Raw genomic sequence first — 22,894 nt, forward strand, 5'->3', positions numbered from 1 at the left:
AGCCCTTCACATATTTCGGTCATCGAATCGCACCGGCTGAGGACGCCAAACAGCATGGTCACCAGCTGGGGTTTTGCCTTAAACGTCTTATAGTAATGGTCTGCACCATGCTTTTTCACCAAGCTGCTGACATTAATGGCATCGATTAAGTTGATGGCTTGTTTGAAAATCGGCTGTCCGACTAATTTTATTTCTGTATTTTTGCCCATGTTGTGTTTTTTTTCGCAAAACAAATCTACAACATCGGGGTGAAACCTTCGGGGAGTAGCCCCTTATTTTTATTCAACTAACGTTTCAACTGGAATCTTTTTGTCGGACAGTAGTGAATTATAATGTTGTTTTTACCAATTTCAAAATCGTAAGAATAGCTGGTTTCGCCAATGTGTACATTCTTCTGCTTGTGTGGAGTTATTGTTTTTTCAAATCGTAGTAATCGTCCATTTTCTTTGCTTACATACATGGTAATTTCGGAGGAATCAGTCTTCGCTTTTACCTGGTAGAAATTCTCATACTGCTTTTCAATAGAAGCAATTTTTATCAGTGGCAAGAGGTTTGTTTCCGAACTGTAAAACCAGTAGGGGTTGTTTCGTATCGACGAAGAGATGGGAAACCTTATATAATTGGAATCTTTTGTCGAGGCATTATAGTAAATTGCCCCAATGAGTTTACGTTTCATTATCATTTTCTTCTCGTCGAACTTTGTCAACTTAAACAACTCCTCACTATAGTATACAAGGGAGTCTCCTGTTGCAAACAACCTTGTGCTACAGTAATTTCTTTTAGCATCGTAACTCACGGGCTTAAAAGCATTGGTTAGCAGTTTGTAGATGTTGACCTGCGAAAAAACCACCTCGTTTATGCTGTAAACCTTAGAAACCAGATGGATGGTATCCCCAATACTTCCAATAGTTAATTGTATTGGCTCAAAGGCAATATGCGATATATAAACTAGCGAATCCCTATCAATATTTTTGTTTAAAGTAAAGCAACCATTGGCATTGCTTATCAGCCCATCGCTAATAGAAAGCCTGATGTGTACATAGGGAATTGACATTCCGTTTTCATCGACAATACAAACGTTTGTAATATTTTGGGAATACAAGCCAAGTGTATTCATCAAAAAAACAAATAACATAATCTTTTTCATGGTGAAATTATTGAAAGGATGTACAATGCCCCACTTTTATTTAAATTTGAATGCCATGATAATATCGATACCTTACATTTATCCAATTAATTAATGTTTAAGACAGTAATATCCTGAGAAGGGTTAGTTTGATTGTCTGCTTTTTGTTGTTGGTTTGCTTTACCTCAGAACCCTGCATGGCTGTTGTCAATCTTTATAGCCGCTTTAAAATCGGCCGAGGCTCCTTCGTGATCGCATAGAGCCCCCTTGGCTTCGGCTCGTTTATTGTAGGCCCCTGCATCCTTTGGGTTAATTTCGATAGCCTTTGTGAAATCGGCAATGGCTCCAGCATAGTCACGGCGGTCAATTTTTGCTGTTCCTTTATTGTAGTAAGCATCGGCCGTTTGGCTGGTACCTACTAGATTTTTGGTGAATTTGGATATTAAGTGGGCTACCTTATTCATTGTTTTAGGATTCAATGTGTTTTACCTTAGTATATTGTCTCTTTCCGAATTTACATGCAAGGTATATTTTTGTAATGCTATAACTCTTCTTTGCATCATTTTTTACACTAAAAAATTAATTTAATCATCAATATTGTGCGATTCAGCCTCTGGTAATCGTGTGTGCGTATGATATACAGGATGTTGTCAATCGTAAATGGAGCGCGAAGCCAGCATTATTAAGCACCAGTAGTTGTGTCTTGCGGTTTGTGGTTCACGAGTTTTAAAGGGTCATGCTAAATTCTGGTTTCGTTGTGAAGGGGAGTGGGACTGTAATTACGGTAAAGAAAAAAAGCCGCAATAACTCGCGGCTCTGTTTTTCGAATTCTTGTATTTCTTTGACTTCTTTTACTCCTCTGACTTCTTTAACTTCTCTTTGAATTATCCTCTAAAAAACAGTGCCTTAATAATGAGGCTGGCCATTTTAGGGTTTTCCTTTAGGCGGCGAGTGGAGTAGCCAAACCATTGCTTGCCGTATGGTATGTATATACGCATGGTGTGGCCTTTTTCAACAATGGAGTTGCGAAGTTCGGGCGTAACGCCATATAGCATCTGAAACTCGTACATGTTTTTCGGTACGTTGTACTTCTCTATAAGCTTGTAGGCGCCATCTATAAGTGGTTTGTCGTGAGTGGCAATTCCTGGGTAAACGCCGTTCTTAAGCATATACTCGAGGTCTTCGAGGTAGTGTTGGTTGATTTCCTCATACTTTTTGTATGCAATGGCTTCTGGCTCCACGTAGATACCCTTGCAAAGGCGGTAGTTCAGTGGCGTTTCGGAGGAGTGGATATCCATTAGGTTTTCCAAATCCTGATAGGTGCGTTTCATGTAAGCTTGTACCACCAGACCTACATTCTTAGGAAACTCGGCCTTTAGCTTGCGATAGAGTTCAATTTCCATATCGGTGCAGGGGGAATCCTCCATGTCTACACGGATGAAGTTGTTGTAAGATGCTGCCTTTGCTACGATTTCACGGATATGGCCATAGCAAGCATCCTTGTCGAGCAGTAGTCCGAACATGGTGGGCTTTAGGGAGTAGTTGCCATCGATGTTCTCCTTCTGAATACGGTCGATAAGTTCCATGTATTCAACCTTGTTCTTCTCGGCTTCACTGAGATTCTTAATGAATTCGCCCAGAATGTCGATAGTTACCTTAATGCCTTTGGAATTGAGGTCTTTGGATGCGCGAATGGCATCTTCAACAGTTTCGCCGGCGATGTAGCGCTTCGAAAAAATCCAGATTAACTTCTTGGGAAAGTAGGGCAGCATAGCTGCAATCATCTTGTTAAACATGTAGGTGGTTTTTTGGGTTACAGTTTTTCAAACAACAATTCTTCGGTTGTTTAGTTGTGAGTCGAGTGGTTTTTCGGGGTGAATATAGTGGAAAAAACAATCTGCCTGTTAGGGTTTTGGCATTTTGCGATTTCGGTTAGGCAATGCTCTTACAAAAAGTGACGAAATCCTGGTTGTTACAATATCAACCTGGTTGTTTCGACGATGTAAATATCTATAGCACTAGAGTCTATAGCCTAAGAAGTATGGTGCTTCGTCGGTGGCCGACTCCAACTTGGCAAGCCGGAGCACTACCATTTTAACTAAAAATTCTTCGGCTTCATCCAAGGAAATGAAGGCGGCCTTTGCATATTCGGCCGCTGAAACTTTTCCGTTATTGCGCAGGATTTCCATCAGGTGTTGTTCCTTACCTGTGATGGTAAAGGTTATGGCTTCACGCTGTTTCTCGGCCTTCCATACTTTGTATTGAATGGGGCTTGCCACAAAGTTCTCATCGGCCACACGAACAAAAGCGAGGTAAGTGCCGTTTTTGTCGGGGGCAGTATGGGGTCCTCGCAGGCTTGGCTTTATGATAACCTCTAGCACCATTTTACCATTCACCGGCCATTTCTTAACTTCAAAAGGAACCTCTGGTTTACAGTAAAGTTGTGCTGCAGCTTCCACCATGTAGAACTCTTCGTCGGAGTTTACCCCAACAATGGAGCCGTTGTCCTTTACTCCAATAAGCAGAATGCCGCCCTTGGTGTTGGCAAATGCGGCAACAGATCGGGCAATCTTTTTGGAGTCGTTAATGGAGTGCTTGAAATCGAGCATTTCCCCTTCACCACGGCTAATGAGTTCTTCGATGTATGTCTTTTTTCCCGGCTTAAGCATTTGGAGTTTCGATGCGGCCCATGAAAAGTATTACGTTGTTGGTCTTATCCCAGATAAGAAAGATGAAGGGACGGTTGGCCCAAAACCGTAAAGCGTCTTTCGGATTAATGGCGGTTCTCGAAATTATAACAGCGGTTGCCGCTGCCGCTTCAGCACCTTCTTCGGTAAATTCTAGAAATGCCTTATGAAAAATCTTGTCGATTTGGAGATCTTGGTTTTTGGAAATTCCGCTAAAATCGGCGTCGCTGGAAAAGGCAAGCGGCATGCCCATGGTGGCTAAGTGTTTGTCGATTCTAACGCTTTCAGTCTCTAACTTTATCTTGGGTAACTTTAGGTCGATATGTGCTTTTTTAAGATTTGCAGAAGCTTGTTTTACGAATTCTGGGGAGAGTTGCGCCTCAAGCGACGTCATTCCTGCAGTTTCGCTTGGGAGAAATGCCAGAAGAACTACTTCGCTACCTTTAAATGGAACCTCAACTATTTTATAGTCTTCTGTTTCGTTGAATTGGTATTCGCCATTTGCGTGTAAGAAGTTTACCTCAATAGGCTTGCTAGGCGAGTTGAATGTCTCCTTCTGTGTTGCTTTAGGGCTGAATGCTGTCTCCCAACTTCCATAAAAGTAGATTGAGTTAACCAGCACCATGCGGGTGTTGTTGTCGATACTACCTTCGGGTAGAAGATCCATAATTCTATTCTTTGTATTACCCTCCACCCATAGGTTAATATCCTTGCGCGACTTGTTTGCATTGTTGAGGAAGTCGGTTTTGAAGATGGCTGCGCCAAATAACTTGGTGTTTTTTCTTATAAAGGAGTTCTTAGGCCTAAAAGTGCTCTCAACCCAAATACTGTTGGCCCGGTAGAGTTCCACCGATTTTGTTTTTGCTAGGCTGTTGTTTACAGTCTTAAAACTCTTGAAGTGCTTGCAGAAATTCATATTGAACCCCATGGTTTTCGCAATCTGTTCCTTGGTGGTTCCTCCAGCACCCGAATAGACCATCGCCATTGCCTCCGAAATACTGTTGGGACTAACGATGATGTTGCCAGGTGTGGCCTTCATTTCGGAATAAAGACGGAATGCAAAATCGCTGTTTTTGGCTGCTTGCTGACCAAAAGCGGAAGTGCTGGCAAATAGTACTGCTATTAGTATGTTTTTTTTCATGATTTTCAGCGATTTGGATATTTAGGAGGCTAAATGTATGAATTAATTTTTAAGGCTGTATGCAGCCTCACTAAACTTCCTCTTCACTCCCTGTCACCATTGCCTTAGTTGAAAGCATTCCGCAGGCAGCGAAGATATCTTGCCCACGCGAAGCACGGATTGTGGTGGTAATACCCTTCTGGTTGAGCTGTTCTTGAAAGGATTTTAGTGTGGCTTCGTTCGATCCTTCCAGCGGTGTGTTGGGGATTGGGTGAAATCGAATTAGGTTTATTCGGCAGCGCAGACCATTGAGTAACTTAGCTAACTCCTTAACGTGGCGTGGGGTGTCGTTCAGTCCCTTAAACATAATATACTCAAACGAGACGCGGCGTTGTTTACCCATGTTGAATTTCTTGATGTGGGAAATTACTTGTTCTATGGGGTAAACATTTTGTATGGGCATTAGCTTGCGCCGCTCATCGTCGAAAGGGGTGTGTAGGCTCACGGCAAGGTGGGCATTGCTTTTTTCCAAGAATTCATCCATTCCGGGAATAATTCCAATGGTGGAAACGGTAATACGCTTGGGGCTCCACGCATATCCCCATTCGGCAGTAAGGATTTCCAGCGAAGGAAGAACAGCACTCAGGTTGTCTAGCGGTTCTCCCATGCCCATGTATACCACGTTCGAAATGGTTTCTCGTTCTGGTAGGCTCTTTATTTGGTTGAGAATTTCACCTGAGGTGAGATGACCTTGAAATCCCTGTTTTCCTGTCATGCAAAAAAGGCATCCCATTTTGCATCCTGCTTGCGACGAAACGCATAGTGTGGCCCGATCCCTGTCGGGGATATAGGCTGCCTCAATAAATTTACCGCCGAGCGTTGGGAAAAGATATTTCTTTGTGCCGTCTATCGAGGCTTGAACGTTGGAGTTGTCAATAAATCCGACCTGATATTTCTCAGCAAGCTTCCCCCTTACTTTTAGCGAAAGGTTCAACATTTCTTCTAGCGAAGAAACCTCCTTTTGGTAAAGCCAGTTTGCTATTTGCTTGGCGGTAAATTTGGGTAACTCCAGCTGCTGCACAATTGCCTCAAGTTCGGTCAATGTTTTGCCGTAAAGCCACTCTTTTTGTTCTGTTTTTGCGTCCATTCTCAGTTTGCTGTTAATTGCCAAGCGCCTGCCGCTTTTGGCCCTTCATCAAAAGTATATCTCGGCAAGTATATTCTCGTAGGCAACACCGCGGGCAAGTAAAACTTCGCGGGTATCAACCACCATTTCCGGATTGCCACAAAGGTAATACTTTCTGTCGAGGGGTAGGTTGGTGGCTTTTTGAAGATATTCGGTTACTCTTCCTTCAAACATGTTTGCCACAGTGCTGCCTGAGCAACACTTAATGTATCTTTCACCAAGCAACCGTTCTAGCTCATCATGAAAGAAAAAATTTTCATGGTATCGAACACCATGAATCAACTGCTTGCCTTTGGATAATCCCGACTTTGCCATGGATAGGTAGGGCGCAATACCTGTGCCCGATGCAACCCAAATGGCACTGCTCTCCTTGCATATAAACTCGCCAAAGGCGGGACTTATTAAAATGGTTTCGCCTGGTTTTAACTCAATAAGTTGTGGCGTTAATTCTCCTTCGGATTTTAAATCGAAGAGGAACGACAAATGTGGTTCGTTGTTTCCGGAGGCGATGGAGTAGAGGCGTGGCGCAATTGTGCTGCTTGTGGTTAACTTTACCACCTGTCCGGGAATAAAATCAAATGGGCGTTTTACCGTTAGCCAGTAACCGTTTGGTCCCAACTTTTCAAGCGATATAACTTCCGTGGGAATCATACCTCCCTGTTTGTTTGTATTTTCCACTATGCCTTTTCTGCAATAAATTCCTTCAACGAGAGTGTTCTGTCCACTCGAATGCCTTTGGGTGTTTCTTTGAGCGTGCAGCATTCAATCATGTAATCGTGTTGAAAAAAGAGGAGGTAACGGTTTTGTAATGCCTCCCTAAGCAGCATCTCTTTTTCTTGGATTGTTTTAAGTGGATCTATCTCATAGCTCATGTTCCAAATAAGTGGGATGTGTGCTGTGGCTGGAAAAATGTCGGCTGCAAATAGGATCTTGGTCCCGTTATACTCGATTATTGGAACCATCTGTCCACGGGTGTGTCCCTCGCAAATACGAAGTTCGAGCCAAGGAAAGAGTGGCCCTTCGCGTTCTATAAGTTTTAGGTGGCCACTCTCCATCATAGGATGAAGATTCTCTGGCCTAAATGAATCTGCTTCGCGTATGTTAGGATTGATAGCCCATTCCCACTGGGATCGGCTTACGTAGTAGGTGGCATTTGGAAAGGTTAGTGCTGGTTTCCCTTCATTATCCAACTTTACACCTCCACCGCAGTGGTCGAAGTGAAGGTGTGTAAGCACCATGTCGGTGACCTCTTCGGGTCGAATTCCTAGTTGAGCCAATCCTTCTTCTAATCCATCGCCTCCAAATAGATGGTGGAAATCGAATATCTTTTTGTCTTGCTTCGCTCCAAATCCATTGTCGATAAGCACAATTCTACCTTCATGCTTTATGACTAGCGATCGTAAGGCCCAGGAGCATAGGTTGTTCTCGTCGGCGGGGTAGACGCGCTGCCAAAGTACCTTTGGCACAACACCAAACATGGAGCCACCATCGATTTTAAAGTTCGTGATATTTAAGGCGAAAAGTTCCATCAATACGGAGGTTTTTATTTTCAAACAAAGATAGGGGTGATTTGTTAGAAAAACCTTTTGGCCTGCCCGAAACCACTGACGATTTACTCAAGGAGAAACTCTATTGCAGCAGTGTGATGAGGTCGTTTGACTCGATAGAAAGTGTTAAAGTTTATGAAAATAAGCATCTAACTCTGCTTGTTTTTTGCTGATGTTGGCCAAATCAGTAAATTGCACGCTCTTTTCCTATTAACATACTGACCAAAAAAATAACAGATGAAATTAAAACTGATGATCAGTCTAGGTTTATTGCTTGTAGGCAATGGACTTTATGCCCAACTTGCAACTTTTGAGGATAGCGTGGCCTATGCCTACGGCAATATGATTGGCTCCGATTTAAAGAGCAAGGGTGTAAACCTTAAGTTGGAAATTGTAGCAAAAGGGATCAGCGAGAGTGGTACTACTACGCCCCTTTTTGATGACAACAAGGCAAAGGAACTTCTTGGACGTTACCAACAGGTGATGATGGCCAAAATGCAAGCAGAGCAGGCTGTATCGGGAGGTAAGAATCTTGAGGTATCAAATAAGTTTATGGCCGAAAACAAGAAAAAACCAAATGTAGTTTCCTTGCCTAGCGGACTTCAATACGAGGTGATAAAGAAGGGTGATCCAAAGGGGATCTCTCCAACCCTATCGGATGAAGTAACGGTGAACTACGAAGGCTCACTTATTTCAGGTAAGGTTTTTGACTCCTCATACGAGCGCAATGAGCCAATTACCTTCGAACTGGGTGGTGTAATAAAGGGATGGCAGGAAGGCCTTCAGCATATGAAGCCCGGCGATACCTTTATACTTTATGTTCCTTCCGAACTTGGGTATGGTGAGCGTGGTGCCGGTGGTTCTATTGGCCCCAACGAGGCATTGATTTTCAAGGTGGAACTCCTCAGCGTGAAGGCTAAAACTATAGATCCCGCTGTTAAGTAATTCGAATTCCCTTTTTCAACAATTAATAGCGTGGTGCAGGAGTAATCCTGCACTTTTTTGCATTTATCTGAGTTGTAATTTTTGTTTTTGAGGCTTTTTTGCGAAAGTCCGACGGTAAAGGCTACATTTGATATGAATTTTAATAGCAAAGCAATGAGAGTTCACTTTATAGCTATTGGTGGTAGTGCCATGCACAACCTTGCCTTGGCTCTTCACTCCAAAGGTTTTTCCATTTCGGGTTCCGATGATGAAATTTTTGAGCCATCAAAATCTAGGTTGGCGAATGTAGGTCTTCTTCCTATGGAGATGGGGTGGTTTCCCCAAAAAATAACTCCCAATATCGATGCGGTAATTCTGGGTATGCATGCTCGGAGCGATAATCCTGAACTGCTCAGGGCAAAGGAGTTGGGACTTAAAGTGTTTTCTTATCCTGAATACCTATACGAGCAAACAAAGGATAAAATCCGCGCCGTTGTGGGTGGTAGCCATGGCAAAACTACCATTACCGCTATGGTAATGCACGTGTTGAAAACCTGTAACAAGGAGTTCGATTACATGGTTGGTTCTCAAATTGCCGGCTTCGAAACTATGGTTGGCTTGTCGCATGAGGCACCTATTGCCGTTTTTGAAGGGGATGAGTATTTGACTTCACCCATCGACCTGCGCCCAAAATTCCACCTTTATCAGGCAAATATTGGGTTGATTTCCGGGATTGCTTGGGATCACGTAAATGTGTTTCCCACCTTTGAAGGGTATGTGGATCAGTTCCGAATATTTGCAGAGGGAATTGAGGCTGGCGGCTGTTTGATATACTGTAAGGAAGATAAAATATTAAAGAAAAAGGTTGCCAAATGGAATATTAAAGCTGATGTTGTTGCCTATTCCACACATCCATATTCCCGAACAGCCGCTGGTTTAGTGCTCGATACGGCATATGGCCACGTGAAAGTTCGCGTTTTTGGACGGCACAATATGGAGAATATTTCGGGGGCAAAGGAGATATGCTTGAGGCTTGGCATTAGTGAAATGGATTTTTATAACGCCATCTCTTCCTTTGGGGGAGCCGCTAAGCGCCTCCAACTTCTTGGCGAAAATATGTCTACCTCATTCTATCTTGATTTTGCACACTCTCCATCAAAGGTAAAGGCTACGGTGGAGGCTGTTCGGGAGCAATTTCCCGACAGGAAATTTATTGCAGTGCTCGAGTTGCATACTTTTTCGAGTTTAAACGGCGACTTTCTTTCCGAGTATGAAGATACTCTCAAGGCTGCCGACAAGGCCATCGTTTTTTTCAATCCGGAGGCAGTAAAGCACAAGAAGCTTCCTGTGCTCTCGCCTGAGCAAGTTTTTAAGAGTTTTGGAAGAAGGGACCTTGAAGTATTCTCGACCCCGGCCGAACTTTCAAAGGCAATTTTTAAGCGGGTGGCTGATGACTGCGTTGTTTTGCTTATGTCCTCCGGCGATTTTGGCGGAATTAATGCTCCACAACAAGTAGAAAAATGGTTAAGTGACCACGTTTAACACGTGTTACTCCGTGTGTCGTTTGCTTGACTAATTTCTGGTTGCTGAGGTGTAGTGAGTTTTCTGTGTTTTTCTGTCCTGCGGTTGCAATGTCATAGTGTGCCGATTTTATGGTACATGTATGGTGTGTGAGTTCTGATGGGTTGATAGATAATATTTCAGCCGTGTGATCGTTCAATAGGTAGTGATCACCTCGGTTTAATCACATTCGGAATAGTTGTTTGTGTTAAATCAATTCTCGATGGAGGAGAATGGTGTGGCCTTACTAAGTGTTTGTTTTTATTACTTTATAGTTAATGTGATGAAAAAATATTTGTCGATTTTTATGACAGTCTGCTTTGTTGGTTTGGTAGGAACGGTGCATGGGCAGAACTACAAGACGGGAGTCGGTTTGCGATTAGGCTCTCCCACTGGGATAACGGTAAAGCATTTCTTTGCCAGTAAGTCGGCAGTGGAGGGGATGCTCTCCTTTGGCTGGGGCGGCTTGGGTCTTACGGGGCTGTATGAACTTCATAACGATATTGCTGAAGTTCCGGGATTAACTTGGTATTATGGCATCGGGGCACATTTAGCTACCTCTACATCGAAATCAAATCCATGGGGCGATAGAGATAATAGCATCTATCTTGGTGCCGATGGAATTATTGGATTGGAGTATACATTTAAAGAGGCACCTGTTACCATTGGCTTGGATGCAATGCCAATTGTCAACCTAGTGGAGAGACCCGGTGTGTGGTTACAAGGTGGGATTTCTTTCCGCTACAATTTCCGCTAAAAAAACTTTAAAAAAACTTTTCTTGGTAATCAGACCTTTAATTGTTTTAGGGTGTTTATTTTCGAATTATTTTCAGGGAATATTTGCAGGAAATAAAATTTCAGCTACTTTTGCACCCGCAATCAAGCCCAACGGGGCTTAGCGAGAACAAAGAGATTGAAATTATGGTCCGTTCGTCTAACGGTTAGGACGCCAGGTTTTCATCCTGGTAATAGGGGTTCGATTCCCCTACGGACTACAAAAAAACAACGAATAATTCAAGATATCATGGCAAATCATAAATCTTCGGAAAAGAGAATCCGCCAAACAGAAGTTAAGCGTGTTCACAATCGTTACTTTTCGAGAACATGCCGCAATGCTGTTAAGGCACTTCGGAATACTACCGATAAGCCAACTGCAGAACAGTTGTTTCCAAAGGTATCCGCTATGCTTGATAAGCTAGCTAAAAAGAACATCATTCACGATAATAAAGCAGCCAACCTTAAGAGCAGCCTTGCTGTTCATGTGAACGCGCTCTAATTAGAACTGAATATATATTTCAAAGCCCTCCCTTGTGGAGGGCTTTTTTTTTGCTTTTAACACAGGTTTGATGTAATTTGCAACAAATCGGGTGCAATGGAAAAGGTTGAATACAAGCCCTTAACCATAAAGGATTGGGCTGTAGCGGATCGTCCTCGCGAAAAACTTTTGGCAAAAGGCAATGCTTCCCTAAGCGATGCCGAACTGCTTGCCATTCTTATTGGCTCAGGATCGCCAAAGGAGAGTGCTGTTGATCTTTCGAAGCGGATACTGATGGATATCAACAACAACCTCGACGAGTTAGGTAAGCAGGATGTGAAAGCCCTATGCCGATTTAAAGGTATTGGACAAGCAAAGGCTCTCACAATTGTCGCTGCTCTTGAACTTGGCCGTAGGCGGAAGTTGAGCGAGGCCTTAGAGCGGGTTGCCATTCGTGGGAGCAAGGATGCCTTTGACCTCTTCCAGCCCATCGTGGCAGACATACCACACGAAGAGTTTTGGGTGCTCCACTTAAACAGAGCCAATAAAGTGATTGGGCAGGAACGAACCAGTATGGGTGGCGTTTCGGGAACCGTTGTCGATGTTAAACTGATTATGAAAAGCGCCTTGGCAAACCTCTCTTCGTCTATTATCCTGTGCCATAACCATCCATCGGGCAACAACAAGCCAAGCGAGAATGACAAGCAGATTACAAATAAGGTGAAAGCGGCATGTGAGATGCTGGATATAGCCCTTCTCGATCATATAATTGTGGCTGGGAATGTGTATCTAAGTTTTGCCGACGAAGGTTTACTTTGATTGTCAATATTGTTTTCGAAAACGCAGTATTATTCGTAACTTGCAACGAATTTTAGCTAGCATACCATGGTGCGTATTCTTGGAGAGGGAAATTCTCTTTTAAACCAGTACATCTACGAGTTGCGTGATAAATCTGTCCAACTCGACAGCCTTCGTTTTCGCAGAAATCTTGAGCGAATTGCTGAGATATTTGCCTATGAAATCAGTAAGGAGTTAAAGTATAAGTCGGTTTCGGTCGAAACACCGCTCGGTGTTACAGAGATGAACCTAATGCAACAGCAACCAGTTATTGCCTCTGTGCTTCGGGCGGGATTGCCCATGCATCAAGGTTTTCTGAACTATTTCGATAGGGCCGAGAATGCTTTTATTTCGGCCTACCGAAAGTATGGACAGGACGGCACCTTCAAAATCCAATTCGAACATCTTTCCTGTCCCTCAATAGGTGGGAAAACCCTAATTTTAACTGATCCGATGTTGGCAACAGGCGCCTCAATGATTCTTGCCTATAAAGCACTGATCGATAAAGGCATGCCAACTCATACTCATGTGGTTTCAATCATTGCTAGCCGCGAGGGCGTTGAGTATGTAAAGCGAAACATTGCCAGTCAGTCGTATACGCTTTGGGTGGGTGCGGTAGACGATGAACTTACCAACAAATCATACATCGTTCCAGGCCTCGGTGATGCCGGAGACCTTGCCTACGGAAGTAAAATGTAGTAAACCGGGTTATTCCTCAATCTTTACTACTTGTGAAATATCATTACAGCATTCTAGAAGTTCTAGGATGCTTCTTTTTTTTGTGGGATGCTCAAGTGTTGGACATACCTCCGCTAAGGGGAGAAGGGTGAACCTTCGCTCATGGAGTCGGGGATGGGGAATGGTTAGTTCCACGGTTTCCATCGATACGTTTCCATAAAAGAGAATGTCGATATCGGCAGTGCGGGCCGAATAGCCTTCTCCTTGCCTAACTCGACCTAACTTTCCCTCAATGGAGTGGATGTTCTCCAATGCCTCCAATGGCGGCAAACTGGTTCCGCACACTACTACTTGATTGAGGAATTTAGTGGGGTGATCAAATCCCCAAGGTTCCGATTCGTATAGCGAGGATGCAATTTCAATGTGGCCTATGTTAGCCTCTATTTCTCTTCGCATTTCGGCCAATAACTCAAATCTGTCGCCAAGGTTACCTCCAAGCAGTAAAACAACTCTCTCCATTTTCTGTTTTCTATCCTCGACAAAGCTACCCAAACTGTTGAAAAGATCAAAAAAGTTTTGGTGTTGATAAAAAAGTCTTAATTTTAGTAGCCAATTAACACGATTTAGAATGTAACAACAGAGCAAGTTTTCATACTAAATGTGTATGGGTGAAATAAATCCTAAGGCTGTATCCAATTAATCTAAAATCATACTCATGAAAAGTTTTTTTAAAACACTGTTGGCTTCCATTTTAGGGGTCATTATTGGTTCATTTTTGATGTTATTTCTTCTGCTTATGATTGTGGGAGCGGTAGTTTCTTCCGGCGATAAGCCCTATGAAGTAAAAGCGGGATCGGTTCTTCACCTTAAGTTCGATAGGCAAATTGTTGATCGTGCTTCTAAAAATCCTTTCGAGGGTTTTAGTGCCTTCTCGATGCGACCTGAAAAAAGTATGGGTCTAAATGAGATTTTGTCCAATATCAAAAAGGCGAAGACCGATGATAACATTAAGGGTATCTATCTCGATTTGGATATTATTCCTGCAGGATTTGCTACCGTGCAAGAAATTCGCAATGCTCTAATTGACTTTAAAACTTCTAAGAAATTCATCGTAGCCTATTCCGACGTTTTTTCTCAGAAAGCATATTTCTTGGCTTCTGTTTCCGATAAGATATACCTTAACCCTGAAGGCGAATTGGAATTGTTAGGCCTTCGTAGTGAGGTGTTGTTCTTCAAGAGAGCCCTTGACAAGTTAGGTGTCGAGCCTCAGATCCTTCGCCATGGAAAGTTTAAGAGTGCTGTAGAGCCTTTTATGCTCGATAAAATGAGCCCCGAAAATAGGGAACAGCAGCTTACCTACATGGGATCTATCTGGAATGAAGTTGCGAAAGGTATTGCCCAGGAGCGTAAGCTTACCGTTGAGGGAATTAATGCCATGGCCAATAACCTGACCATTCGCAACGGTAAATCGGCGGTAGATAATGGGTTGATAGATAGTCTTTTTTATAAAGATCAGCTAGTTGACCAACTTTGCAAACTTGCTGGAGTCAGCAAAGAGGGTGATCTTAAGTTGGTGGCGTATAACGACTACACCATGAGTCCGGAATCTAAGACTGGAAAGAAGTTTACAAAGGATAAGATTGCTGTAATTTACGCTTCGGGCGAAATTGGAATGGGTCAAGGCGGTAATTCAACCATTGGTGCTGATGGCTTGTCGAAGGCGATTGCTGACGCAAGAAAAGACTCTTCGGTAAAGGCAATCGTGTTGCGCGTGAATAGCCCAGGTGGGAGCGCTTTGGCCAGCGAAATTATTTGGCGCGAGCTGGTTTTAGCCAAAAAGGTTAAACCTTTGGTCGTTTCCATGGGCGATGTGGCTGCCTCGGGTGGTTACTACATTAGTGCACCGGCCGATGTTATTCTTGCTAACCCAACCACCATCACGGGTAGTATTGGCGTTTTTGGTCTTATGTTTAACGCACAAAAAGCCATGTCCGATAAGCTTGGCATTACGGTTGATGTGGCCAAAACCCATGCTCACGCCGATATGCTCACCGTATTTCGACCACTAAGTGCAGAGGAGCGAAATGTTCTTCAAAATGGTGTGGAAGATATCTACAAAACCTTTGTAAATAGAGTTGCTACGGGTCGTAATATGGCTGATTCTAAGGTTGACTCTATTGGTGGTGGTCGTGTTTGGAGTGGCGAAAACGCTAAGGGATTAGGCCTAGTCGATCAGTTTGGTGGCCTTTCGGATGCCATTTTGGTTGCCGCTAAGTTGGCAAAACTTGAGAACTATCGCTTGCTCGAACTTCCAAAACAGAAAGAGGCGCTGGAGGCATTAATGGAAGATTTTGGTGGTCAAGCCAAAATGTGGATTATGAAAGATGAACTCGGTGATGCGTTTAAACACTATAACTACCTTAAGAGTATGCTCCAAAAGGGTGGTGTTGTTGCTCGTATGCCGTACGATGTAGAGATATACTAATAAAGTCATAGCGTGATTTTGGATAATCCGGCTGGCAAATTGTTAGTCGGATTTTCCTTTTTTTTCCCTATCTTCACGGCTTGACTCTTTTTACAAATCCAGATGCTAAATAGGTCGAATTTGCTCGTTAAGCTGTTGTTGCTGGTTCCTACCGGAATCTATAGCATCATCGTTGCCTTGCGAAATTGGCTCTATAATCTAGGTTTTCTTTCGTCGGTAAAATTTGATTTGCCGGTTATTTGTGTAGGGAATATTGCCGTGGGGGGAACGGGAAAAACTCCGCACGTGGAGCATATTCTTCGAGTATTCAATCAAGAGTCGATCTTGGCATCGGTGATTAGCCGAGGTTACAAGCGGAAAACTAAGGGATACATAGCCATAACACCCGAGCACACAGCACTAGATGTGGGGGATGAGCCAAGGCAGATTAGTCGAAAGTTTCCAACGGTTCCATTTGTTGTTTGTGGCGATAGGATTACTGGAATCCAAAACTTGCGTTCCGATTTCCCTCTTAGCCAAGTGGTCGTAATGGACGATGGGTTTCAGCATCGTGCGGTCACGCCAGGGATGTCCATTATTCTAACCGATTATAATCATCCTATCTACGACGATTACCTCCTTCCATTGGGCAACTTGCGGGAGAGCCGGAGTCAGTTGAAGCGCGCCGATATTGTGATTGTAACTAAGTGTCCGCGCTCCATAAAACCGATCGATCTTCGGATTGCAACTAAACGACTTGGTCTTTTTCCTTATCAAAAAATTTATTTTACCACCTTCGAATATGGTGAGTTGCATAAAGTTTGGGGGAATAAATTGTTGGATAACAAGCCAAAGACATTGTCGCCTATACTTCTTGTGGCTGGAATTGCGCAGCCGCAACCCTTTATTCAGCATGTAAAAGAACAGTATAATAACCTCTCGATAAAACTATTTTCGGATCACTACGTATTTGAAGGTCCTGATATTTTGGTGATGGTTGAATTTCTTAAAAACAACCCCGAAGGTTATGTAATTACAACGGAGAAGGATTCTATGCGCTTGGCTGCGCTCGATTCTATTCCCGAACCGCTTCAGTCGAGATTTTTGTATATCCCAATTGAAGTGCGTTTTTTAAACAGTGGAAACAATCAATTCAATAAACAAATAGTTGAGTATGTTAAAGCAAATAAAAGAAACGGCATCATTCATTAAAGGCCGTGTTACCATTGAGCCTGAAGTAGGCATCATTCTTGGAACTGGCTTGGGCGGATTGGTAAAGGATATTACCGAGCAACAAGTGTTGGAGTATAAGGATATACCGAACTTTCCTGTTTCGACTGTGGAAGGACATTCTGGTCGCTTAATCTTTGGTATGCTTGGTGGCAAGAAGGTTGTGGCAATGCAAGGACGTTTCCATTTCTACGAAGGATACGATATGTCGCAAGTTACCTTCCCTGTTCGAGTTATGAAACTTTTGGGTATCAAACGCCTGTTTGTTAGCAATGCTAGCGGTGGAATGAATCCTGAGTTTGAAATCGGTGAGTTGATGATTATCAACGACCATATCAACCTAATCCCAAATGCTTTGTTGGGCCCTAATTTGGCTGAGTTTGGTCCTCGTTTCCCCGATATGAGCGTGCCTTACGATAAGGATATGATTGCTCTGGCCAAGAAAGTTGGTATCAAGTTAGGCTATAAGCTATCCGAAGGTTGCTATGTAAGCACCACCGGGCCAACATTCGAAACCCCTAAGGAATATCAGTATTTCCGCATAATTGGTGGCGATGCTGTAGGAATGTCGACCACTCCAGAGGTAATTGTAGCGCGCCACATGGGTATTCCCGTGTTTGCAATGTCTATCATTACTGACTTGGGCGTTCCTGGTAAAATTGTTGAGGTTTCGCACGAAGAAGTTCAAAGGGTTGGAGCCGCTTCCGAACAGAAGATGACTGCGATAATGCAGGAAATGCTTCGAAACTTATAAAACGAAAGGCTGCCGATGGCAGCCTTTTTTGCTTCTCTGTTGAATTGTTGGCAGTTCTTTAATTGTTTAGGTGGAGGATTAGGTCTTCTAGGAGGGGAATGTCCTGTATTACTGTTTTTCAGACAACGTCTATATCAACCCCAAAGTAATCATGAATAAGCTTGTCGCGCATTCCAGCAATTTCGCGCCAAGGAACATGCTTGTTGTTATTTCGAAAAGTTGCTGATATTTTCTTGCTTGCCTCTCCAATGATTTCAATATTGCGGATTACAGCATCTTGTAGCATGGTGTTCTTATTGAATTCCTGCAAATCAACACTATTGCAATAATGCTTTATCTTTGAAATGCATTCAAGAATGTGGTCGATATAAACAGAATCGTCCTTAAGCATGGTAGATTACTTTTAAATCCTTCCTGATATAGTTAATCATCTTAGTGCTTTTTACTGAATTTTCTGTTACCAAGTCGACCTTAATACCAATTGCAGTGCTGATTTCCTGCTCAATTCTAACCAATAAAAGAAGCGATGGTGTTTCTGTGAAGGATACGAGAATATCTATGTCACTTTTCGGTTGATTTTCATGACGGGCATAGGACCCAAAAATACCTACCTGCGTAATACTATACTTGGTAAGTATGTCTATAATGGTCGATTCTATTTCTGCTTGACTCATTGTTCGTTGTTTATAAGGCAAATATAAGCTGTTTTTGTATCCCAACCGTGGTGTGTTGTCGATTTGTTACATTCTTAGATCTACAACCTCCCCTCAACCACTACCACTTTTTTCTCTTCTTTCTTGAAAACACACTAGCTGCCCGTCATGTTTTGGCGGTGGGTGAGCGTTTCTTTGTGTCCGAATCAAAAACTATACATATGAAAACAGTTCTTACGATTTTTGCAATTGCTATTCTCGCAACGTGCAATGAGCCTTCTTATTCACAAGTGGCAATACCGGCACCAGCGTTGCTGCCAACAAAAACATTTACAGGAGAGTTAGGCGATGGGAAAATGACCTATCACTACTATGAAGATTCTAATACAGGTAATCGTATTCGTCATGGGGCATTTAAGTATTCTGAATATACTGCCGTAGATGGTGCCGTCTATTCGGTTTTATTTACGGGAAACTATAATCATGGATTTAAAGATGGTTCTTGGAAGTATTTGATTACAAGGAAAGATGTTCTTGTTGATGACGGTGTATATCAAACAGGAAGTATAAACTTATTGCTTTCCTATAAGAGCGGGATGCCAAATGGCGTATGGAGTTATTCTGAGAACAATAAACTTAGAAAACATAAATATACTCAGGGCGGCTGGATTTGGGGTGCTTTTGAAATTGTCCCCTCCCAAAGTGTTATTGTAAATTTCAAGAATGGAGTTGTTGCTGGCCCATTTAAGATGAAGACTGATTATTTTGATGTGTCAGGTCAGTTTGATGTAAAAGGATTGATGACAGGCAAATGGTCAATTATTGATGTGGGTATTTCGCAGATTGAACTAGATGCATTAAATGGGGTTGTGAGTAAGTTTGTTAAACGTAACGTTTCTAATGGTAAGGTGTTGTTTAGGAGCGACTATGATGCTGAATTACTTTTGATTCAAACTAAAATTTCGAAGTTGTCGCGTGATGGGATTGATTCGCTTTGCCAGTCAAATAAGCTGAAAATAGATACGCTACCATCCTCAAATATGTTTGATTACAAGGAGTTTTTTGATAAACGCATTTTTATGCATAGCGAGACAGAGGGGGATAAAACTATCGTAGTCGAGGATCGAGGTACGTTTGATAGGCGAAATTATGGGTTTTATATTCTTGTAGAGCGCATCAAACAATAGTTAATAACGAATGCATAACTGGAGGCGTATTTATGATCGATTGTCAGCCTAATACTTTTTCACCTGAAACCGTAAGCCATGCTGTTTTAAGGGGCGTAACTGTTGAAATGATTATCCCATCATCGGATGGAGAAAACCCACCTTACTTCCACCTTTTTATGGAGAAAACTCTGGCTTCTATTGTGGTTTATTTTGTTATCGATGGAGGATGGAAGGTTATTCGTAAGTATCCGTGGGATCAATTTCCAAAGGTAATTGCTAGTTGGGATTTCTCTAAGACGTTAATTCCAATTGAGAATTGGATAGATATTTATTTATCAAAGAAACAAAAGGAGTTAACTGTTGAAGAAGTTTTGTTAATATTGTAAGAGTTTAATCTAAACGTAAAATATTATGAAAATAGAAATGGGTGAATCCCTTATTCAGTCTTGGCTTAAGCATATTTGTAAATGCCAATTAACTCAAATGAACTGGAAAACATCTCCTTTTTGGGAAGATAGTATAGATGATAAGGAAGCAAAAAAAATCTTTAAGAAGCTTAAATTTGATTTTAAGGAGAATGATAATGATTTTGTTTCGAAAAGAGTTAAACTATCCCAATTGATTCAGCAAGGAGAGGTAGATTGTTTAGGAGTAAAGTTTAAAAAGGGAGATCCATTAACAATTGATAAAATCTTTGTTGTGGATGTTGCTTTTCATGAAGGAAGTTTGAATTACGGAGGAATAAAAGAAACAACTGCAAGATTAATAAAAAAGAACATTCGAACTGCGTTGTCTATTAACCAGAGTTTCGGCGTGAAAAATAATGTTGAGATTATTTTTGCAACCCCTTATGTTCTAAATGGTCATGTTGAAATATTGAAAAAAGCGACTAGCGATGTAGAAAATGCATTTAAAGAAGAAGGTTTCAATTATACTTTTAGATTCATATGTAATGAAGCCTTTAGAGGTGAAATCTATGATAATGTAAAAAATGTGTGCCAAGACTATTCTGATTCTACAGAACTCTTCGTTAGGAGTCTTAAATTGGTTAATTTAATGGAACGTTTTAAAACCGTGAAAGAAGTTCAAGTCGCTAATGAATTGTCTGAAAACGAAGTAAAGATTGGTGCGATGGTTCAAGAAGCGTTTTCGGAATTGATAGAACATGAATTATTAAGTGAAGTCGAAGTTCGAAATTTGTGTGAGCAACAATACTCAAAAGAGGTTTTTGGTCTGAATTTCCCCGTTTTAATAAAGAAGACAAATCAAGAGGATTGTGGTTTTGTAAATAATCACCGACGATACTATGCGGGTAGTTATTCTATTGAAGGAAATGAGTATTTCCTTTGCAATGACTGGTATGTGAGAAATCGTTCAGCCTTTGAAAAGTGGTACGCAAAATTCTAATGGATGATTAAAAGCCACATCCAACGATATGTGCTTCTTCTAAAATGTATTCGGCAATGCACTTATCCTTCGATACGTGAAATTGCCGAATACGTTTGGAATGACACTTCTACCTCCGATTTTGCTTTGGAGATAAGCTACAAAAGAATCATAACAAATGACATTAATGATCTTCGAGTTTATTTAGGTATTAATATTACCTATGATAGATGTAAGAGAGGGTACTATATCCCAGATGATGATTCGGTTGATAATGGTTTTGAACTAGTTTTAGATTCGACACATTCTTTTTCAGATATTTAACGAGTATTTTTAAACTGTTTACAGATGTCTTCACTAAGCCAAATACAACGCTATCTATTTGTAATAAGACGAGTGAGGAGGGGTGGGTATCCCTCCTTGTCTGAAATTCGGGAGCACGTTGAGAGGGAATGCACTTCACACGGTCTTTCAAAAGTGCATTTTTCAGAACGTACGGTTGAGCGGACAATTAGCGAAATCAAGTCAGGATTAGATACTAGCATAGAATATAGCAGAGCACGAAATGGCTATTTTATTCCTGATGATGAAGGCGATAATCACGATGATATTGAGCGTGTTTTAGAATCATTTGATATTTTAAATGCGCTTCAGGCGGATCATGGGTTTGGGAATACAGTACTTACTGAACCTTATCGACCATTAGGGACTGAACATCTATTTACTTTGCTTAGGGCTGCTAAGCAGCATTTCGTTGTTGAGTTTACCTATGATAAGTTTGATGATTCTGAGGCTGTAAAGCGCGAGATAACCCCGTATGCTGTTAGGCAAGTACGTGGTAGATGGTATTTAATTGGATTTGAAACAAAGTCCAACGATGTTTTGAAATCATTTGGGCTTGATAGAATTTCCGATCTTGCAGTTCAAAAGAAACAGTTTACTCGTGTCGAGATAGATATTAAGACTAGATTTCATGATTCTTTTGGTATTATGGTTTATGATCATTTTCCCGTAGAGGATGTTGTTTTAGAGTTCGATTCGCTGGATGGTAGCTATTTAAAATCGTTACCACTACATCATTCACAGCAGATTCTCGAAGATAATTCAGAACGGTTTGTCGTTTCTGTTCATCTTCGAATTACGCATGATTTTTTAATGGAAATTTCTTCGCGTTGTTCTTCCTTAAAAGTGATCTCCCCAGAATCGTTAAGAATAAAGGTTGTTGAGTTATTTGAAAAGGCTGTTAACCGAAATAAAGTCATTGTTGAAAAGTAACTAATTGTTTTGTTGCCTTAGGGGGACTACAACCTCCCCCCAACCACCACTACCTTCTTCTCCTTACGTACCTCGCCGTTGAGGTGAAATATTTCCACAAGCACTACATAAATACCCATTTCGGCAAGCTGATTGTCGTTGGTAAGGCCGTTCCATGCAATCTCCCCATTTACGTCAATCAGGGCGTTGTTGAGCAACTTGCGCACTTCGTGCCCCTTGCTGTCGTAAATAGTGATAGTGGCATTCCATCCGGGTTCGGGAAGTTTCATCCGGATATAGGTTACGTCATGGTATCCATCGCCATCGGGCGAAAAGAGTTCTGGATCGATAGTGACTCGCGACCCCACTTCCTCGAAATCTCTGTAGGTTGAATTCTTCCCCGTAGGAGTTGCAAAACCCGATAACTGCGAGGCCGACTGCCAGCTGCTTGCCTTATCCGATGGCATGTCGGGGTTAACTCTTTCGAGCGATACTCCCTCGGTGCTTGCCAGTAGGGCGTAGTGCATTTTGTCGGTGTAGGTAACCTCGTCCACTCGTTCACCAAGCGTGTCGGTGAGAACAACCGTGCCTTGGTCATCATTCATGGCAGGAATTGTGAGTTGAAGCAGGTTTTCCTTGTTTGGACAGGTGTAGTGCAGATTTATGTTTTCGGGGCTAGCTGAAAATGCGTAGTATTCTCCGGGCACAATTAATTGATATTTCGGTGATATTGTGCCACTTGTTTCGGTGATATTGTGCCACAAAAAAAGGATGATTTCGTGACCAAATTTATGAATTAATTTGAGTTTTTTTCATCTTGTTTTTTCTCATTGACTCTACTGTTAATTCAATGCGATGTGAAGAGTGAACCATGCGGTCTAGAATTGCATCGGCAATGGTTCCTTCGCCAATTGTTTCATGCCAGTTTTTTACTGGTATCTGTGCGGCAATGATAATAGAAGTCTTGTCATATTTCTGTTCAACGATATCCATTAGGGCATTTCTTGCAGGATCGTCAAAGGCTGTTAACCCAAAATCATCCAGTATCAACAGGTCGGTTTTCT

27 protein-coding genes and 1 tRNA gene are annotated in these 22,894 nt (G+C 42.0%); 14 read left to right on the forward strand and 14 right to left on the reverse strand.

Annotated features, from left to right (window positions below):
• The 9 genes from BLS65_RS14195 to BLS65_RS14235 all read right to left on the reverse strand — a co-directional run.
• A partial coding sequence (locus tag BLS65_RS14195) for a DUF4372 domain-containing protein (RefSeq protein WP_125869886.1) occupies positions 1 to 209 on the reverse strand: 209 nt, incomplete at its 3' end.
• Positions 210 to 286: 77 nt separating this feature from the next.
• A complete protein-coding gene (locus tag BLS65_RS14200; protein WP_092440156.1) occupies positions 287 to 1,147 on the reverse strand; it encodes a hypothetical protein in 861 nt (286 codons plus the stop codon).
• A 164-nt stretch (positions 1,148 to 1,311) separates the two neighbouring features.
• Complete coding sequence (locus BLS65_RS14205) at positions 1,312 to 1,590, reverse strand: tetratricopeptide repeat protein (protein WP_092440158.1); 279 nt, start codon at positions 1,588 to 1,590, stop codon at positions 1,312 to 1,314.
• Positions 1,591 to 2,010: 420 nt separating this feature from the next.
• Complete coding sequence (locus BLS65_RS14210) at positions 2,011 to 2,922, reverse strand: proline dehydrogenase family protein (protein ID WP_092440161.1); 912 nt, start codon at positions 2,920 to 2,922, stop codon at positions 2,011 to 2,013.
• A gap of 222 nt (positions 2,923 to 3,144) precedes the next feature.
• Complete coding sequence (locus tag BLS65_RS14215; RefSeq protein WP_092440163.1) at positions 3,145 to 3,795, reverse strand: AlbA family DNA-binding domain-containing protein; 651 nt, start codon at positions 3,793 to 3,795, stop codon at positions 3,145 to 3,147.
• Positions 3,788 to 4,954: a serpin family protein gene (locus BLS65_RS14220; protein WP_092440165.1), complete on the reverse strand. Its 1,167-nt coding sequence runs from the start codon at positions 4,952 to 4,954 to the stop codon at positions 3,788 to 3,790. The genes BLS65_RS14215 and BLS65_RS14220 overlap by 8 nt, the downstream gene beginning before the upstream one ends.
• Positions 4,955 to 5,024: 70 nt before the next feature.
• Entirely contained in the window at positions 5,025 to 6,080 is a 1,056-nt protein-coding gene (gene rlmN, locus BLS65_RS14225; protein WP_092440167.1) for a dual-specificity RNA methyltransferase RlmN, read from the reverse strand.
• Positions 6,081 to 6,128: 48 nt separating this feature from the next.
• Positions 6,129 to 6,770 (reverse strand): ferredoxin--NADP reductase, encoded by a 642-nt coding sequence (locus BLS65_RS14230; protein WP_170830136.1) that lies wholly within the window; start codon positions 6,768 to 6,770, stop codon positions 6,129 to 6,131.
• Positions 6,771 to 6,796: 26 nt separating this feature from the next.
• Positions 6,797 to 7,648, reverse strand: coding sequence for an MBL fold metallo-hydrolase (locus BLS65_RS14235; RefSeq protein ID WP_092440172.1), 852 nt, complete (start codon positions 7,646 to 7,648; stop codon positions 6,797 to 6,799).
• A 255-nt stretch (positions 7,649 to 7,903) separates the two neighbouring features.
• Here BLS65_RS14235 and BLS65_RS14240 point away from each other — a divergent pair, with 255 nt between their 5' ends.
• The 7 genes from BLS65_RS14240 to upp all read left to right on the forward strand — a co-directional run bounded on the left by BLS65_RS14240 (position 7,904) and on the right by upp (position 12,941).
• Positions 7,904 to 8,611 (forward strand): BamJ family beta-barrel-assembly machinery protein, encoded by a 708-nt coding sequence (locus BLS65_RS14240; RefSeq protein WP_092440174.1) that lies wholly within the window; start codon positions 7,904 to 7,906, stop codon positions 8,609 to 8,611.
• Between the two features lie 153 nt (positions 8,612 to 8,764).
• The gene (locus BLS65_RS14245; RefSeq protein WP_092440208.1) at positions 8,765 to 10,132 is read left to right on the forward strand and encodes a UDP-N-acetylmuramate--L-alanine ligase; all 1,368 of its coding nucleotides are present in this window, start codon (positions 8,765 to 8,767) and stop codon (positions 10,130 to 10,132) included.
• Between the two features lie 325 nt (positions 10,133 to 10,457).
• Positions 10,458 to 10,907, forward strand: coding sequence for a hypothetical protein (locus tag BLS65_RS14250; RefSeq protein ID WP_125869887.1), 450 nt, complete (start codon positions 10,458 to 10,460; stop codon positions 10,905 to 10,907).
• Positions 10,908 to 11,073: 166 nt separating this feature from the next.
• Positions 11,074 to 11,145: transfer RNA gene (locus tag BLS65_RS14255), tRNA-Glu, on the forward strand.
• Positions 11,146 to 11,174: 29 nt separating this feature from the next.
• The gene (rpsT, locus tag BLS65_RS14260) at positions 11,175 to 11,426 is read left to right on the forward strand and encodes a 30S ribosomal protein S20 (protein WP_092440178.1); all 252 of its coding nucleotides are present in this window, start codon (positions 11,175 to 11,177) and stop codon (positions 11,424 to 11,426) included.
• 96 nt (positions 11,427 to 11,522) lie between these two features.
• Entirely contained in the window at positions 11,523 to 12,224 is a 702-nt protein-coding gene (gene radC / locus BLS65_RS14265; protein ID WP_092440180.1) for a RadC family protein, read from the forward strand.
• 66 nt (positions 12,225 to 12,290) lie between these two features.
• Entirely contained in the window at positions 12,291 to 12,941 is a 651-nt protein-coding gene (upp, locus tag BLS65_RS14270; RefSeq protein WP_092440182.1) for a uracil phosphoribosyltransferase, read from the forward strand.
• A gap of 9 nt (positions 12,942 to 12,950) precedes the next feature.
• On the opposite strand, the gene folK is transcribed toward upp, so the two are convergent.
• The gene (gene folK, locus BLS65_RS14275; RefSeq protein ID WP_092440184.1) at positions 12,951 to 13,439 is read right to left on the reverse strand and encodes a 2-amino-4-hydroxy-6-hydroxymethyldihydropteridine diphosphokinase; all 489 of its coding nucleotides are present in this window, start codon (positions 13,437 to 13,439) and stop codon (positions 12,951 to 12,953) included.
• A gap of 196 nt (positions 13,440 to 13,635) precedes the next feature.
• Between folK and sppA the strand changes: the two genes are divergently transcribed.
• The 3 genes from sppA to BLS65_RS14290 all read left to right on the forward strand — a co-directional run bounded on the left by sppA (position 13,636) and on the right by BLS65_RS14290 (position 17,368).
• A complete protein-coding gene (sppA, locus tag BLS65_RS14280) occupies positions 13,636 to 15,405 on the forward strand; it encodes a signal peptide peptidase SppA (protein WP_092440186.1) in 1,770 nt (589 codons plus the stop codon).
• 102 nt (positions 15,406 to 15,507) lie between these two features.
• Positions 15,508 to 16,596, forward strand: a complete 1,089-nt coding sequence (gene lpxK / locus BLS65_RS14285) for a tetraacyldisaccharide 4'-kinase (protein WP_092440188.1) — start codon at positions 15,508 to 15,510, stop codon at positions 16,594 to 16,596.
• Positions 16,559 to 17,368: a purine-nucleoside phosphorylase gene (locus BLS65_RS14290; RefSeq protein ID WP_092440190.1), complete on the forward strand. Its 810-nt coding sequence runs from the start codon at positions 16,559 to 16,561 to the stop codon at positions 17,366 to 17,368. The genes lpxK and BLS65_RS14290 overlap by 38 nt, the downstream gene beginning before the upstream one ends.
• Positions 17,369 to 17,486: 118 nt before the next feature.
• Here BLS65_RS14290 and BLS65_RS14295 read toward each other — a convergent pair whose 3' ends face one another.
• Both BLS65_RS14295 and BLS65_RS14300 read right to left on the reverse strand, forming a co-directional pair.
• Complete coding sequence (locus tag BLS65_RS14295) at positions 17,487 to 17,759, reverse strand: HepT-like ribonuclease domain-containing protein (protein ID WP_092440192.1); 273 nt, start codon at positions 17,757 to 17,759, stop codon at positions 17,487 to 17,489.
• Positions 17,752 to 18,042 (reverse strand): nucleotidyltransferase family protein, encoded by a 291-nt coding sequence (locus BLS65_RS14300; protein ID WP_092440194.1) that lies wholly within the window; start codon positions 18,040 to 18,042, stop codon positions 17,752 to 17,754. The genes BLS65_RS14295 and BLS65_RS14300 overlap by 8 nt, the downstream gene beginning before the upstream one ends.
• Positions 18,043 to 18,242: 200 nt before the next feature.
• Between BLS65_RS14300 and BLS65_RS14305 the strand changes: the two genes are divergently transcribed.
• From BLS65_RS14305 to BLS65_RS14325, 4 genes are all read left to right on the forward strand, one after another.
• On the forward strand, positions 18,243 to 19,208 hold the full coding sequence (locus BLS65_RS14305; protein ID WP_092440196.1) for a hypothetical protein: 966 nt from the start codon (positions 18,243 to 18,245) through the stop codon (positions 19,206 to 19,208).
• Between the two features lie 32 nt (positions 19,209 to 19,240).
• Positions 19,241 to 19,576 (forward strand): hypothetical protein, encoded by a 336-nt coding sequence (locus BLS65_RS14310; RefSeq protein ID WP_125869888.1) that lies wholly within the window; start codon positions 19,241 to 19,243, stop codon positions 19,574 to 19,576.
• A gap of 25 nt (positions 19,577 to 19,601) precedes the next feature.
• A complete protein-coding gene (locus tag BLS65_RS14315) occupies positions 19,602 to 20,597 on the forward strand; it encodes a hypothetical protein (RefSeq protein WP_092440200.1) in 996 nt (331 codons plus the stop codon).
• Between the two features lie 327 nt (positions 20,598 to 20,924).
• Positions 20,925 to 21,851, forward strand: a complete 927-nt coding sequence (locus BLS65_RS14325; RefSeq protein ID WP_092440204.1) for a helix-turn-helix transcriptional regulator — start codon at positions 20,925 to 20,927, stop codon at positions 21,849 to 21,851.
• 26 nt (positions 21,852 to 21,877) lie between these two features.
• On the opposite strand, the gene BLS65_RS14330 is transcribed toward BLS65_RS14325, so the two are convergent.
• Positions 21,878 to 22,594, reverse strand: coding sequence for a T9SS type B sorting domain-containing protein (locus BLS65_RS14330; RefSeq protein ID WP_092440206.1), 717 nt, complete (start codon positions 22,592 to 22,594; stop codon positions 21,878 to 21,880).
• A 25-nt stretch (positions 22,595 to 22,619) separates the two neighbouring features.
• Positions 22,620 to 22,894, reverse strand: a 275-nt coding sequence (locus BLS65_RS14335) for an ATP-binding protein (protein ID WP_170830138.1), incomplete at its 5' end; no start/stop codon positions are given.

This window comes from Williamwhitmania taraxaci, assembly GCF_900096565.1.
GTDB classification, from domain to species: domain Bacteria; phylum Bacteroidota; class Bacteroidia; order Bacteroidales; family Williamwhitmaniaceae; genus Williamwhitmania; species Williamwhitmania taraxaci.